The following is a 13,973-nucleotide window of genomic DNA, read 5'->3' on the forward strand; positions in this document are numbered from 1 at the left end:
GTTTTCCACTACATAACCCGCTATTTTTTGTAACTTTAATTACCTTTAATAGATTCAGTGTTAATTTAATTGCGGGATAATATTAAAAGGGAAGGTATATATGAAAACTTTACTAAAACGATTTTTGTTAATAGCCTTTTTCATTACACCGATTGTTTTATTAATCAATTACTCTTTTATTTCAAAAGCAAAAGACAAACCCGATTTGCAAAACAAATCTAGTAAAACCGCTTCAAAAAGCGAAAAGAAAATAGAAGACCAAGAAATCACACTCACCTTCTCTGGTGATACAATGTTTGATTGGCAATTACGTCCTATAATCGAAAAGAATGGGGCTGATTACCCATTTCAACATGTAAAAGAAGAAATAAAAAAAGCTGATATTTCTTTTGTGAATTTAGAGTCGGCATTTACAACGAAAGAAAAGAAAGCACCTGGGCAACTGTTTTGGATTAAAAGTGATCCATCTACACTACAAGCTATTAAAAACACTGGATATGACATCGTAAATATTGGGAATAACCACACACTTGATTATGGGCAAGATGGATTATTAGATACGATTTCTCACGTAGAAAAATTAAAGTTCCCTTACATTGGAGCCGGAAAAAATGCGAAAGATGCATATACAGCACGAGAAATGACCGTAAAAGGGAAAAAGTTTAAATTTCTTTCCTTCGTTCGATTTATGCCTGATTCTAATTGGGTAGCTGGTGAGAATAAACCTGGCGTTGCGAATGGCTATGATTTAAATCTTGTAACAAAAACAATTAAAGAACAAAAACAAGATGCAGACTATTTAATCGTCTATATGCATTGGGGCGTTGAAAAATCAAATCGTCCGGTAGAATACCAAAAGCAATATGTACCTAAAATGGTTGAAGCAGGAGCTAACGCAATTGTCGGAAGCCATCCACATTGGTTACAAGGGTTTGAGTATTATAATAAAGTTCCTATCGCTTACTCATTAGGTAACTTTTTATTCCCGAGTTATGTGAATGGGAAAAGCGCTGAAACTGGCGTATTAACTTTAACTTTTAAAGGAAAGGATGTCCAAATGTCATTCAATCCTTATATCATTCGCAACAACCAAGTTTCCCCTGTAAATGAGGGAGAAAAGAAAAAAGCTCTTCAATATTTACAAACAATTTCAACTGATGTAGAAATTGATGATACAGGGAAAATAAAAACCAAACGAAACTAGACAGCTCAAGATCTATTTCTCTGTAATATACTTTACAGAATAGGTGATAAACATGCTGAAAGACTTATTAGAAAATGTAAGTTTGTTAGAGAACGTTTATAAAATGTCTATAGCAATCCTACTTTTATGTTCCTTTTATTCTGTGAGACTATTTAAAAAATAAAGCGAGAGAGAAATCTTACTCCTTTTGAATTTACAATGCATGTAATCATTCGTATTGCGATACTCTTTTGGTTAGCTAGCTTTATTCTTCTTGAATTTAATGAGTACCTAGTTTAACTATAAAAAAGATAGAACAAGCACTATATTCCCTCGCTTGTATCTATCTTTTTTATTTATATTCTAACTCTTTCCTTCTATTAAATAAGCAAATCAAACAAAACAGGGTTTTTATTAAGTTCCATAAATTGAATATTATTTTCTTTAAAGCGAGTAATTAATTGCTCATAATCTTCTTTATGTTTTAATTCTACGCCGACTAATGCTGGACCATTTTCTTTATTATGTTTCTTAATATACTCAAAGCGCGTAATGTCATCTTCTGGTCCTAATCCTTTATCAAGAAATTCTCTTAGCGCACCTGAACGCTGCGGAAATTCAATGATAAAGTAATGTTTCAGTCCTTCATACATGAGCGAACGCTCTTTCATTTCTTGCATTCTATCAATATCATTATTTCCACCACTTAGCGTACATACAACTGTTTTACCTTTTATTTCATCTCTATATAAATCAAGCGCTGCAATAGAGAGTGCACCAGCCGGTTCAGCTACAATCGCATTTTTCTTATACAGTTCTAAAATCGTCGTACAAACTTTCCCTTCTGGTACTAAAACAATGTCATCAATTACATCTCTACAAGTTTCAAAAGTTAACTTTCCTACCTTTTTAACCGCTGCCCCATCAACAAAACTATCTATTTTCTCTAATGCGACATTATCATTTTGAAGAAAAGCCTCTTTCATAGATGCAGCTCCCATTGGCTCTACACCAATAACCTTTGTAGTAGGACTAACACCTTTTACATATGTACCAACTCCTGATGCTAATCCACCACCGCCAATTGCTGTAAAGATATAATCAACTGATTTCTCCATATCATGCATAATTTCAACTGCCACTGTCCCTTGACCTGCAACGACATACGGATCATCAAACGGATGAACAAATGTCATCTTATTTTCTTCACAATAGCGCTGTGCTTCTTGGAAAGAGCTATCGAATGTATCACCAACTAATACAATCTCTGCGAAATCACCACCGAAAAATTGTACTTGTGATACTTTTTGTTTCGGTGTTGTTGTGGGCATAAATATTTTTGACGGAATCTTCAATAAATTACACGTATAAGCAACTCCTTGCGCATGATTACCAGCACTTGCGCAAACAACACCGTTTTGTAATTTTTCTTTCGGTAAGCTTTGAATTAAATTGTACGCACCACGAATTTTGAAAGAGCGAATTAATTGTAAGTCTTCTCGTTTTACATAAACGTCACAATCATATTTCTCAGATAAAACTGTATCACGTTGTAACGGTGTTTTAATAACGATATCTTTCATGCAATTATGCGCCATTAAGATATCTTCAATTTTCACTCTCTCCTTTACCTTTTGCACCATTATATATCATCCTTATCTCTTTTAAATTGGCTCAATCAAAATGTGGGATTTTCAGAACAGCCCCTGTATTCGCCGATGTTACCATTTGTGCGTAACGTCCAAGCCAGCCAGTTTTTACTTTCGGTTCTGGTCGTTTCCATTCTTTTTTACGCTTATCTAATTCTTCATCACTCACTCTTACTTCTAGCAAGCGTTCTTCAACATCAATACATACAATATCCCCTTGTTCAAGAAGTGCAATCATCCCGCCAGCTGCTGCTTCTGGTGAAATATGTCCTACTGAAATTCCACGTGAAGCTCCAGAGAAACGTCCATCCGTTAATAATGCAACCTCAGCACCTAATCCCATTCCAGCAATTGCTGATGTTGGGGCTAACATTTCTGGCATACCAGGGCCACCTCTTGGTCCTTCATAACGAATGACAACTACATCTCCTTTTTTCACTTTCCCAAGCATAATGCCAGCAAGTGCCTCATCTTGTGAATTAAAAATAACGCAAGGTCCTTCAAAACGCTTTACTTCTGTTGCACCGCTTTTAATAACTGCTCCATCTTTCGCAAGGTTGCCTTTTAATATACGCAATCCTCCTTCCTCACTATGAGGGTTTTCGAGAGAGTGAATAACTTCCTTATCTTTAATCTCTGCCTCAGCAATATTTTCTCTTAATGTTTGCCCAGTAGCAGTTATTCGATCAAGATGAAGTACTCCTTCTTTCCGGCTCATCTCTTTCAAAATTGCACTAATCCCGCCCGCACGATCAATATCTTCCATATGCCAATTTGAGGCTGGACTTACTTTACATAAATGAGGTACACGTCTTGAAACTGCATCAATACGGTTCATATCATAATCTAGTCCTGCCTCTTGTGCGAGTGCTAGCGTATGTAATACTGTATTCGTTGATCCGCCCATCGCCATATCAAGTGCAAAAGCATCGTCAATTGCTTCTTCTGTTACAATATCACGCGGCTTAATATCTCTTTCAATTAAAATTTTCAATTTCTCTGCTGCTTGTTTAATTAACTCTTCGCGTCTTGGATCAATTGCTAAAATACTCCCGTTACCAGGAAGAGCTAAACCTAACACTTCACATAAACAATTCATAGAGTTCGCGGTAAACATACCCGAACAAGAGCCACAAGATGGACAGCCATGATCTTCAATATCTTTTAATTCTTCTTCTGAAATTTTCCCAGATTGATAAGCTCCTACTCCTTCAAAAACGGAACTCAGATCAACAACTTCTCCTTTAGATGTTTTTCCTGCTGCCATCGGGCCGCCTGAAACAAACACAGTCGGAATATTAATACGTAGTGCAGCCATCATCATACCTGGTGTAATTTTGTCACAGTTTGGGATACAAATCATGCCGTCAAACCAGTGTGCATTTACAACCGTTTCTACTGAATCTGCAATAATTTCACGACTCGGAAGAGAATAACGCATACCGATATGTCCCATCGCAATACCATCGTCAACTCCAATTGTATTGAATTCGAATGGTACCATACCTGCCGCGCGAACTGCCTCTTTTACAAGTTTCCCAAACTCGTTCAAGTGTTTATGCCCTGGAATAATTTCAATAAAAGAATTACAAATCGCTATGAAAGGTTTATCAAAATCTTCATCTTTCAAACCAGTTGCTTTTAATAAACTACGGTGCGGTGCTTTATCAAAACCTTTTTTAATCATGTCACTTCTCATCTTGTCAAATCCCCTCTTACATATTTTTCATTTATACTCTCTTACTCTATTTCTTTACTAATTCTTTCGGTGCATGAATCCAGCTCATCATTTCACGAAGCTCTGCTCCCACTTTTTCTAATTGATGATTTTGTTCTGCTTTTTTCATTGCGTTATACGTCGGACGCCCTGCTTGATTTTCTAAAATCCATTTCTTCGCAAATTCACCTTGCTGAATTTCTGTCAGAACACGCTTCATTTCCTTCTTCGTTTCATCTGTAACAATTCTCGATCCTGTTACATAATCTCCAAACTCTGCCGTATCTGAAATAGAATGGCGCATAGTCGTTAATCCACCTTCGTACATTAAGTCAACAATTAGCTTTAATTCATGCAAACATTCAAAGTATGCAATTTCAGGACGATATCCACCTTCCGTTAACGTTTCGAACCCGGCCTTCACAAGTGCAGTTACCCCGCCGCAAAGTACAGCTTGCTCACCGAACAAATCCGTTTCGGTTTCTTCTTGGAATGTCGTTTCAATTACCCCCGCACGTGTACACCCTACACCTTTTGCATACGCCAGTGCTACATGTAGCGCTGTTCCCGTCGCATCTTGATGCACTGCGACTAATGCTGGAACACCATTTCCTTCTTGAAATACACGGCGAACGAGATGACCTGGACTTTTTGGCGCGACCATCGCTACATCTACGTAACTTGGCGGATTAATTTGTCCGAAGTGAATGTTAAATCCATGTGAGAAAAGTAACATTTGTCCTTCACGAAGATTCTCTTCTACCTCTGCTTTATACACATAAGCTTGCTGTTCATCTGGCAATAACATTTGTACAACTTGTGCGGTTCGAACCGCTTCTGAAACAGACATTACTTCAAATCCATCCGCTTTCGCTACTTCATACGACTTACCAGGACGAACACCAACTACAACCTCTACACCAGAATCACGTAAATTTTGTGCTTGCGCATGACCTTGTGATCCATAACCAACTACTGCAACAGTTTTTCCTTGTAATAACTCTACATTTGCATCTTTTTCATAATATGTTTTCATATTCCATACACTCCTTATAATTTATTTACTTGCAGAACATCAATTAATTTTTTCAACTGACTAACAAGTAATGTCGCTTCATTTTCAGTACAAACTGCTGTGAGTTTCATTTCAGAAACACCACTAGTATCTCTTTCTTTTAAATGTAAAGAAGAAATATAATAACCACGCCGAGCAAAAATCCCACTTATACGTAATAAGACGCTTGGCTCGTTATGAATAACGAGTGAAAAAGTATGACTCATTCTTCCCACCTCTTCATAATCATTTCGTTATTCCCTTTGTTTGGCGGAACCATCGGAAATACGTTTTCACCTTCTTCTACACAAAAATCAACTACGACAGGACCTTCGTGAGCAAATGCTTCTAACATCACTTGTTTTGCCTCGGTTGAATTTGTTGCTCTTAATCCCTTTACTCCATAAGCTTCTGCTACTTTCACAAAATCTGGTGATCCAATTTTTGATTCTGATAAACGATTTTCATAAAACATTTCTTGCCATTGCCTTACCATCCCTAAAAATTTGTTATTTATGATAAATACTTTTACAGGGATGTTATTTTCAGCAATTGTTTGTAGTTCTTGAATGTTCATTTGAAAAGAAGCGTCACCTGCAATACAAATGACAAGTTCTTCTTTTTTAGCTAGCTGAGCACCAATTGCTGCTGGAAAACCAAACCCCATTGTTCCTAATCCTCCAGAGGTAAGGAACGTCCGAGGTTTTCTTGCTTTATAGAAGTGAGCAGCCCACATTTGATGCTGACCTACTTCTGTTGTGACAATCGCTTCACCATTCGTTAATTCACTTACTAAGTTGATTACATGCTGTGGTTTTAACTCAGATTCTTTTTGCTTATAAGAAAGTGGATATTCTTCTTTCCATGTCTTTACTTTCTGAAGCCATTCGTCTGTTTGTGTATAAATAAACATATGTAACAGCATGTGTAACGCTTTTTTTACATCACCAACAATCTGATGTTCTACAGTTACATTTTTATGAAACTCAGAAGAATCAATATCAATATGTACTTTTTTCGAGTGCGGAGAAAAAAGTTCTAATTTTCCTGTTACACGATCATCGAAGCGAACACCTAATGCAAGTAGTAAATCACAATCTGTTACCGCCATATTAGCAGCGTATGTCCCATGCATACCAAGCATCCCTAGAAACAATGGATCATCCGGTGGATATGCACCAAGTCCCATTAAAGTTGAAACGACTGGAATACGGTTCTCCCTTGCGAATTCGAAGAGTTCATCGGATCCACCTGAATGAATGACACCTCCTCCAATATAAAGAAGTGGACGCTTAGATTTTGAAATTGCTTTAGCCACCTCTCTAAGTTTCATGTTGTCTGGTACAAGTTCTGGTTTGTACCCCGGAATAACAACTTCTTCATTAAAGAAACTGGTGACTTTTGCATTTTGAACATCTTTTGGAATATCAATTAATACTGGTCCCGGGCGCCCGCTTTTGGCGATATAAAAAGCTTCTTGCACAATTCGTGATACATGATTCACATCACGAACCTGGTAATTATGCTTCGTAACAGGTACTGTAATTCCGACAACATCCGCTTCTTGAAATCCATCTTTACCAATTAAAGGCGTTGCAACTTGCCCGGTAATGACAACTAAAGGAATCGAATCCATATAAGCGTCTGCTAAACCCGTAACTAAATTTGTCGCCCCTGGGCCAGAGGTAGCAAAGACTACCCCAACCTTTCCAGAAGCTCTCGCATATCCTTCAGCCGCATGAATGGCAGCTTGTTCATGACGAGTTAAAACATGTTTCAAACCACTTTCGTATAACGCATCGTATACTGGTAAAATTGCTCCGCCTGGATAGCCGAAAACGGTCGTTACACCCAATTTCTTCAAACATTGAATCACGTGCCCAGCGCCTGTCATTTCTTCATACTGTAATTTCTCATACGCTGTATACTGCTGCTTCATTTCCATTAACTCCTCTCCTTATTTACGCTAAGCTTTCCGTCAGCCCGGGAACACGTACTCCTCTTTCTCTCGTTAATTTTTTAAATTCTTCGGTCAATTGTTTCGTTACACTTCCTGGTTTCCCATCTCCAATTTCTCTGGAATCAACTTTTACAACTGGAATTAACTCCGCTGCTGTTCCTGTTAAAAATACTTCATCCGCTACATATACATCATGGCGAGTGAACGGTCTTTCCTCACACGGAATACTCAGTCGCTCACATAGCTCGATAACACTATTTCTCGTAATACCTTCTAATGCTCCTAAATAGGATGGCGGGGTTAATACTTTTCCATCTTTCACAACGAAAACATTATCACCAGAACCTTCACAAACATATCCTTGTTGATTTAACATAAGAGCCTCTAACACTCCTGCTTGTGCTGCTTCAATTTTTACAAGTACGTTATTTAAATAATTCATTGACTTAATACGTGGATCTAACGCATCTGGCGTATTACGTCTTGATGCAACCGATACAACGCTTAGCCCATTATCATAAAATTCTTGTGGGAATAACTTTAATTGTTCTGCAATGATAATTACGCTCGGCTTCACACAACTTCTCGGATCGAGCCCTAAGTCACCTTTTCCTCTTGAGACAATTAAGCGAATGTAAGCATCAGTATATTCGTTTTTTTGGAGTGTATGTAAAACTGCTTCTTCCATTTCTTCTACCGTCATTGGAATTGTTAGTAAAATAGATTTCGCTGATTCATACAATCGTTTCACATGTTCTTTTAAACAAAATACATTTCCTCCGTAACTACGAATCCCTTCAAATACACCGTCTCCGTATAAAAAACCGTGATCATATACTGAAACAACTGCCTTTTCTTTTTCTACAAATTCCCCATTCATGTAAATGTACTGGTTTCCCATCTCACATCGCTCCTCTTTTTTTCTCTATTTTTTGCAATCTATTTCTACATCGATTGCTGAGATGAGTATTTTTAACAGAATATTCAGTATATAAACCTTAAAAATATACTCGTCTCAACAATCGATTACTTACATACTTGTAGCAATCCATTGCTGAGACGAGGGAATCGTGTTACCACTCAGCTTCCTTATACTTCTCACGAAATATAAGCTCTGCAAGTCCAATTAGACTTTTGTTTTTCTATCGGGAACAACCCCGCTACTTTTTACTAGTTTTCAAAAGTAGTGCTCCAAGGTGATTTTCAATGAGTGAATTGTTACCACCCTCACAGCCTCGGGGCAGCTCTCTGAAACAATCTTTATCATTTACTCTCCTCTTCTACGCATTCTCTTCTTCTATTTTTAAAAATAAAAACTCTCGCCTCAGCAATCAACTACTACAATTTAGTAGCTTTGATTGCTGAGGCGAGAGTTTCGCGTTACCACTCAGCTTCCTTATACTTCTCACGAAATATAAGCTTTGTAGGTCCAATCAGACCTCCGTCCTTTTACCGGAGACGATGCCGCCGCCCTCTACTCAGTTTCCCTTTCGCAAGCGATGCTCCGAGGTGATCTTCAATGATTCGATTGTTACTACCCTCACAGCCTTGGAGTAGCTCTCTGAAACGATCATAATCATCTACTTTCCTCTTCTTTGCATATACAACATATAAAGTTAGAAAATTCTTAATTAACTTTTATTTGTTACACGTATTATAGGACGTTGTTCTTTTCCTTGTCAACATGTTTTTTCAAAAAAATCAAAATTCATTCTATTTATTTTTTCTCAAATCAAAATTGGAATGCATTACTTACATACACTCATATATTACTTAAGTATGTTTGCATTACTACATAAAGAAAAACTTATAAAGTTTATGAGGAGATGAGGAAACTATGTTAAAAGGGAAAGTAGCGTTAGTTACAGGAGCAAGCCGAGGAATTGGACGAGCAATCGCTAAACGTTTAGCAAATGACGGTGCATTGGTTGCTGTTCATTACGGTAATCGAAAAGATGACGCTGAAGAAACTGTTCATGAAATTCGATCAAATGGTGGCCAAGCTTTTTCTATCGGCGCAAATTTAGAATCCTTACACGGTGTAGAAAACCTTTATAAAGCTTTAGATACTGAATTACAAAAGCGCACTGGTGAAACACAATTTGATATTTTAATAAACAATGCTGGCATTGGTCCTGGTGCTTTTATTGAAGAAACGACTGAACAATTTTTTGATAGAATGTTTTCAGTAAATGCAAAAGCACCATTCTTTATCATTCAACAAGCACTGCCACGTTTACGTGACAATAGCCGAATTATTAATATTTCATCCGCTGCGACCCGCATTTCTTTACCTGATTTTGTTGCATATAGTATGACGAAAGGCGCTATTAATACAATGACTTTTACGCTAGCAAAACAGCTTGGAGCACGAGGAATAACGGTGAATGCAATACTTCCAGGATTTATTAAAACAGATATGAATGCAGAACTCTTGAGCGACCCGATGATGAAGCAGTACGCTACTACTATTTCCGCTTTCAATCGCTTAGGTGAAGTAGAAGACATTGCCGATACTGCTGCATTCCTTGCTTCTCCAGACAGCCGCTGGGTTACTGGACAATTAATTGATGTGAGCGGAGGATCTTGTTTGTAAAAAACATATATTTTCAAATCTTTTTTATTGCGCAATAAAACAATTTATATAATACTATATAAAACATATACATTTAGGAGGATTACAGCAATGTCCGAAAAAACATACGAACTCGCAACCTTCGCAGGTGGTTGCTTTTGGTGCATGGTAAAACCATTTGATGAACTTCCTGGTATTCATAAAGTACTTTCTGGCTATGCAGGAGGTCATGTAGAAAACCCAACATATGAACAAGTAAAAGCTGGAACATCTGGACATTTAGAAGTTGTTCAAATTACATTCGATCCTTCTATTTTTCCTTATCAGAAATTACTAGACTTATATTGGCCACAAATCGATCCAACTGATGATGGCGGACAATTTTTTGACCGTGGTCCATCTTATCGTACCGCTATTTTTTATCATAACGAAACACAAAAAGGGCTTGCTGAAAAATCAAAACAAGCTCTTGCAGAAAGCGGTATGTTTAAAGATCCAATCGTGACTGAAATTCATCCTGCTGCACCTTTTTACGAAGCAGAGGAATACCACCAACATTTCTATAAAAAGAATCCAGAGAAATATGCTACTGAGCAAAAAGAATCTGGGCGTGAAGACTTTATAAAAGAAAATTGGCAAAAAAAATAATAAAAACGCATCGTGCTTTTTGAGTACGATGCGTTTTTATTTTTGATAAAAGTACCATACAATTAATAGAACAATTGCTGTTAGTGACCAAAGTACTATCTCGTTTTTCACTCTATTCTTTTTCTTAGTCATTTCATTCCCTCCTAAAAACTATTGAACATATTCAATTTTTTCTTTGTTTAATTGTCCATCTTATAGACGTGAATACATCCTTACAAATTCTAATAGCAAGACCACCAATAATTCCGATTGCAATGGAAATTACTAGCATCTGTCCAAAACTAAAAGAATTTGTGTACATTATGTAGAGAACGATACATATAAGTAAAACATCCGGTAAAGAAAGTAAAAACCTTTTAAGCATTCCTTTATCTCCTCTATACTTTTTAATTTATATCTTCTACTGTAATTTTGAAATAAAATTTGTTCAAAAATTCCATTTACACCCTCATTTTATGAAAAATAATAAGAATCCCTTTTCAAAAGAGATTCTTATTCAGCAGATTTAAGTTTAATTATTTTCTACATATCCTATTCCATAATTACCCCTAAAATAGAATAATATTACTAATGATTTATTGTAAATTGACTATTTGCCAGGCAACCGAATGTCGCGCCAGCTACCTACATCGCATTGGCCAAATTCATTATTACCTACCGCGATCACCGTGCCGTCTGATTTTAGTCCGACTGTATGTGCACAACCAGCCGCTATCGCTACAATATCTCTCCAATCACTTACGTTACATTGACCATACTCATTCCAACCCACTGCCACCACGGTACCGTTTGATTTAAGTCCGATTGTATGATTCGTACCAGCCGCTATTGCTACAATATCTCGCCAGCCACTTACATCACACTGGTTATGTTTATCATTCCCCACTGCTGTCACCGTACCGTCTCGTTTAAGACCAACAGTATGAAGATACCCAGCCTTGACCGCTACAATACCTCGCCAGCTACTTACATTGCATTGACCATATCGATTATTCCCCACAGTCGTCAATGTGCCGTCCAATTTAAGACCGACTGTATGCCAGTCACCCGCTGTGACTGCCACAATACCTTGCCAACTGCTTACATTGCATTCTCCTTCTTTATTTCGGCCCACCGCTACTACCGTGCCATCCGATTTCAGGCCAATAGTACGACGCCACCCTGCCGCAACTGCTACAATATTATGCCAATCGTTTACATCACATTGTTCATGCTTATTCCAACCCACTGCTACCGCAGTACTGTCACATGTAAGACCGATTGTATGAGCATTACCCGTGTTCGTTGCCATATGAACATTGCCCACTGCGACTGCTTCAATATCTCGCCAGCCACTTACATTACATTCCCCTTCTTTATTCCGGCCCACCGCTACTACCGTGCCATCCGATTTCAGGCCAACTGTATGACAACGCCCCGCCGCTATCATATCTTTGGGCCATCGCTTCACTTTTTCTTTCGATAAAAGGTAATCCATGTTTTACCTCCTTGCATATAAGCAACTGTATCATAATAGATATTTTTATCAAATTTCATTATAAATCTACATTTACAAAGAAAGCTTATTTTACTTCTTCAAAAAATAAAAACCTCCAGTTTAAATACTAGAGGTTTTCTCGTTATTTCTTCAAGCGTTCAATAAAATCGTTCAATTTATCTAGCGATTTCATATTCTGATTGCAAGCTACACCATCTTTGCAAATGTAGTTTCCCTTTTTAACGAAAGTTCCTGGTACATCGCCTTTAATTTCAACTAAAAACATTCCTACTTCTTCATGTCCATGACATAACGAACAAATGCTTTTTTTATTTAAACTTTGGAACGTTCCTTGCAGACCAACAAATTTATTTTTATCATTTTTCGCTATAATAAATTTCCTGCTTGACCCCTTATCAATCCAGCTTAAATAAGATATTTCTTTCATATCCATTTCTTCCATATCAGGAAGTTTTAACTTTTTCGCTTTAGGAAATAATTTTTTTAATGTTTGTGCTGTAACTTCTTGAAACGGAATTACATACGGATTTATTTTCATTAAAAATGATTCTGCATCTTCTCTATTTTGAACTGTTAATACCGTATCAATTAACTCTTTCTGTTCATCCGTTAAATTCTCAAATACATGTATTATCTTTTCAATCGCAAGCGATTTTAACGCTTGAATTACACCTCTATCATTTGCCGTTGCATGCCCGTTTGCTAAAATATAAGCTTGTGATTTTATAAAATTATATTGATCACTTCTAATAAACGCTTCCATCTTTATCACTCCATACAAATTGTTGATCTAGTTTTATTGTATACAATGATTACGTTTTTTGATATGTAAAAGATAACTTAGAAACAAACATTACATATATCACTTATTCTCTACCGCTGCATTTCCTGACAAAAGAAGCCATCATCTGTTTTCCATTCCGCATATAATACGTCTTCAAATTTAGTAATTCCTTTTTGCTTTATTTGTTTATAAAGCCATCCTTCATCAAATCCCGCTTCCCTCAAATTATCCTTAACTACTTTTCCATCACTAATTAATGAAATTGGTAAGTATACAGGCTTATGTTTTAAACTTAAATCATTTATAGTAGGAGATTCGTATTTACTTTTTTTCAGAACGCTTATGTTTCCGTTCGGTTCCAATATCATATATTCAACTTCTCGGATTGAAAATATATCTTTTTGTTGCCTAAGCATTTGTTGTAATTGGTTTATATCCAAATGATTTACGCTTAATTGTTCACGATCAATCTTTCCGTTACGAATAATAATTGAAGGATACCCTTCAAAAAACCTTCTTGTTCCTCTTACTTTTTGTGTTATCACTTCTATAGTATAAATTAAAATTACCCAAACAAATACTGAATATAAAATAGACCATACTTTAATTTTAGGATCATATATTGAATTTCCAACGAGCTCACCTAGGACGATTGCAGAAATAAAATCAAATGGCGTTAGCTGAGATATTTGTGTTTTCCCTAATATTTTTGTAGCAATTAATAGAACAAAAAAACCAACTAAAAGCTCTATCGTTATTTGTCCAATATGATTCATATATGTTCACCTTTCTACTTTTCAAGTGCTCTGTATACCATTTAATAAAAAAACGGCACATTTTTTCTATTATCATGCCCGTTCACACCTCATATATCCAATACACATAAAACAAAAAGAGTCTGATTC

At 36.7% G+C, this 13,973-nt stretch carries 13 protein-coding genes, 1 pseudogene and 1 other annotated feature; of the genes and pseudogenes, 4 read left to right on the forward strand and 10 right to left on the reverse strand.

The annotated features are described in order from the left end of the window. The first annotated feature begins 100 nt into the window (after positions 1-100). Positions 101-1,204 carry a CapA family protein gene (locus MRP26_RS02750; protein WP_088021942.1) on the forward strand — a complete coding sequence of 368 codons (1,104 nt, stop codon included), beginning with the start codon at positions 101-103 and terminating at the stop codon, positions 1,202-1,204. Positions 1,205-1,256: 52 nt separating this feature from the next. After that, a pseudogene (locus MRP26_RS02755) lies at positions 1,257-1,483 on the forward strand (hypothetical protein). A gap of 80 nt (positions 1,484-1,563) precedes the next feature. Here MRP26_RS02755 and ilvA read toward each other — a convergent pair. From ilvA to ilvE, 6 genes are read right to left on the reverse strand one after another with little or no spacing between them, the layout of a single operon-like run. Then, positions 1,564-2,826 carry a threonine ammonia-lyase IlvA gene (gene ilvA, locus MRP26_RS02760; protein WP_242805952.1) on the reverse strand — a complete coding sequence of 421 codons (1,263 nt, stop codon included), beginning with the start codon at positions 2,824-2,826 and terminating at the stop codon, positions 1,564-1,566. Positions 2,827-2,857: 31 nt separating this feature from the next. Beyond that, on the reverse strand, positions 2,858-4,531 hold the full coding sequence (gene ilvD, locus MRP26_RS02765) for a dihydroxy-acid dehydratase (RefSeq protein WP_001255813.1): 1,674 nt from the start codon (positions 4,529-4,531) through the stop codon (positions 2,858-2,860). Between the two features lie 46 nt (positions 4,532-4,577). After that, positions 4,578-5,585 (reverse strand): ketol-acid reductoisomerase, encoded by a 1,008-nt coding sequence (ilvC, locus tag MRP26_RS02770; protein WP_053564771.1) that lies wholly within the window; start codon positions 5,583-5,585, stop codon positions 4,578-4,580. Positions 5,586-5,599: 14 nt separating this feature from the next. Next, positions 5,600-5,830 carry an ACT domain-containing protein gene (locus tag MRP26_RS02775; RefSeq protein ID WP_000019909.1) on the reverse strand — a complete coding sequence of 77 codons (231 nt, stop codon included), beginning with the start codon at positions 5,828-5,830 and terminating at the stop codon, positions 5,600-5,602. Then, positions 5,827-7,542, reverse strand: coding sequence for an acetolactate synthase large subunit (ilvB, locus tag MRP26_RS02780; RefSeq protein ID WP_242806012.1), 1,716 nt, complete (start codon positions 7,540-7,542; stop codon positions 5,827-5,829). Before ilvB ends, MRP26_RS02775 begins: the two co-directional genes overlap by 4 nt. 22 nt (positions 7,543-7,564) lie before the next feature. Further along, positions 7,565-8,464: a branched-chain-amino-acid transaminase gene (ilvE, locus tag MRP26_RS02785; protein WP_000528161.1), complete on the reverse strand. Its 900-nt coding sequence runs from the start codon at positions 8,462-8,464 to the stop codon at positions 7,565-7,567. A 151-nt stretch (positions 8,465-8,615) separates the two neighbouring features. Next, positions 8,616-8,855: a binding site (T-box leader), on the reverse strand. A 545-nt stretch (positions 8,856-9,400) separates the two neighbouring features. Here ilvE and MRP26_RS02790 point away from each other — a divergent pair. Both MRP26_RS02790 and msrA read left to right on the forward strand, forming a co-directional pair. After that, positions 9,401-10,159 carry an SDR family oxidoreductase gene (locus MRP26_RS02790; RefSeq protein ID WP_053564772.1) on the forward strand — a complete coding sequence of 253 codons (759 nt, stop codon included), beginning with the start codon at positions 9,401-9,403 and terminating at the stop codon, positions 10,157-10,159. A 90-nt stretch (positions 10,160-10,249) separates the two neighbouring features. After that, complete coding sequence (gene msrA, locus MRP26_RS02795; RefSeq protein ID WP_197241821.1) at positions 10,250-10,786, forward strand: peptide-methionine (S)-S-oxide reductase MsrA; 537 nt, start codon at positions 10,250-10,252, stop codon at positions 10,784-10,786. 163 nt (positions 10,787-10,949) lie between these two features. Here msrA and MRP26_RS02800 read toward each other — a convergent pair whose 3' ends face one another. From MRP26_RS02800 to MRP26_RS02815, 4 genes are all read right to left on the reverse strand, one after another. After that, positions 10,950-11,150, reverse strand: a complete 201-nt coding sequence (locus MRP26_RS02800; RefSeq protein ID WP_242805953.1) for a hypothetical protein — start codon at positions 11,148-11,150, stop codon at positions 10,950-10,952. Positions 11,151-11,375: 225 nt separating this feature from the next. Then, a complete protein-coding gene (locus tag MRP26_RS02805) occupies positions 11,376-12,263 on the reverse strand; it encodes an RCC1 domain-containing protein (RefSeq protein ID WP_044306973.1) in 888 nt (295 codons plus the stop codon). 142 nt (positions 12,264-12,405) lie between these two features. After that, positions 12,406-13,047, reverse strand: coding sequence for a FusB/FusC family EF-G-binding protein (locus tag MRP26_RS02810; RefSeq protein ID WP_000387074.1), 642 nt, complete (start codon positions 13,045-13,047; stop codon positions 12,406-12,408). A gap of 110 nt (positions 13,048-13,157) precedes the next feature. After that, complete coding sequence (locus tag MRP26_RS02815; RefSeq protein ID WP_001015543.1) at positions 13,158-13,844, reverse strand: DUF421 domain-containing protein; 687 nt, start codon at positions 13,842-13,844, stop codon at positions 13,158-13,160. Positions 13,845-13,973: the final 129 nt, after the last annotated feature.

Source organism: Bacillus sp. CCB-MMP212 (genome assembly GCF_022748145.1).
In the GTDB taxonomy this organism is placed as follows: Bacteria; Bacillota; Bacilli; order Bacillales; family Bacillaceae_G; genus Bacillus_A; species Bacillus_A cereus.

Bases quoted from the DNA above. Each gene is read 5' to 3' on its own strand.
- ilvC (WP_053564771.1), bottom strand. From the start codon at position 5,585: ATGAAAACATATTATGAAAAAGATGCAAATGTAGAGTTATTACAAGGA.
- msrA (WP_197241821.1), top strand. From the start codon at position 10,250: ATGTCCGAAAAAACATACGAACTCGCAACCTTCGCAGGTGGTTGCTTT.
- ilvD (WP_001255813.1), bottom strand. From the start codon at position 4,531: ATGAGAAGTGACATGATTAAAAAAGGTTTTGATAAAGCACCGCACCGT.
- MRP26_RS02790 (WP_053564772.1), top strand. From the start codon at position 9,401: ATGTTAAAAGGGAAAGTAGCGTTAGTTACAGGAGCAAGCCGAGGAATT.
- MRP26_RS02815 (WP_001015543.1), bottom strand. From the start codon at position 13,844: ATGAATCATATTGGACAAATAACGATAGAGCTTTTAGTTGGTTTTTTT.
- MRP26_RS02800 (WP_242805953.1), bottom strand. From the start codon at position 11,150: ATGCTTAAAAGGTTTTTACTTTCTTTACCGGATGTTTTACTTATATGT.
- MRP26_RS02805 (WP_044306973.1), bottom strand. From the start codon at position 12,263: ATGGATTACCTTTTATCGAAAGAAAAAGTGAAGCGATGGCCCAAAGAT.
- MRP26_RS02810 (WP_000387074.1), bottom strand. From the start codon at position 13,047: ATGGAAGCGTTTATTAGAAGTGATCAATATAATTTTATAAAATCACAA.
- ilvE (WP_000528161.1), bottom strand. From the start codon at position 8,464: ATGGGAAACCAGTACATTTACATGAATGGGGAATTTGTAGAAAAAGAA.
- ilvB (WP_242806012.1), bottom strand. From the start codon at position 7,542: ATGAAGCAGCAGTATACAGCGTATGAGAAATTACAGTATGAAGAAATG.
- MRP26_RS02775 (WP_000019909.1), bottom strand. From the start codon at position 5,830: ATGAGTCATACTTTTTCACTCGTTATTCATAACGAGCCAAGCGTCTTA.
- MRP26_RS02750 (WP_088021942.1), top strand. From the start codon at position 101: ATGAAAACTTTACTAAAACGATTTTTGTTAATAGCCTTTTTCATTACA.
- ilvA (WP_242805952.1), bottom strand. From the start codon at position 2,826: ATGGTGCAAAAGGTAAAGGAGAGAGTGAAAATTGAAGATATCTTAATG.